1 pseudogene is annotated in these 437 nt (G+C 38.0%); it reads right to left on the bottom strand.

The annotated features are described in order from the left end of the window. Positions 1-87: pseudogene (locus tag LJE11_RS20950) on the bottom strand (antirestriction protein ArdA); the annotation flags it as partial. Positions 88-437 lie beyond the last annotated feature (350 nt).

Genomic DNA, 437 nt, shown 5'->3' with positions numbered 1-437 from the left:
AACATCTATCGGCAGTTCAAACCAGTATGATATTGTTTCTTCGCCAGTTGTTCCTTTCGTTTCCACCAGCACCCTTGTTTCCTGCATTGTTCCTCACGTCCTTTCTGTTGTTTCATCACATCTTGTAAGGTCTGGTACGACATACCAAACACATATTTAGAAAAATCTTCTAACTGTCTTTCTTCATAATCGGCAGGGTTCAGTCGTTTCATTTCCTGCCACACCTTACGCTTGTAAGAGGGCAGGTCGGAAATATACTCACAGCCGACTTTTACCTGCATATCCTTAAAAATATCGTTCATTTCATCACTCCAATCTGAAATTTAGGTACGAAAAAAGCAGTCAATCCTAAGACTAACTGCTTTTTGTGTAAATATTTTTTTTAGCACTAGAGAAAAATTCTCCAGTTGAATAATAGAAATTCTCCTAAAACTGCA

The organism is Blautia sp. DFI.1.216, assembly GCF_020594215.1.
Classification (GTDB): domain Bacteria; phylum Bacillota; class Clostridia; order Lachnospirales; family Lachnospiraceae; genus Blautia_A; species Blautia_A wexlerae.
This window is presented reverse-complemented; position numbering and strand designations above follow the sequence as displayed.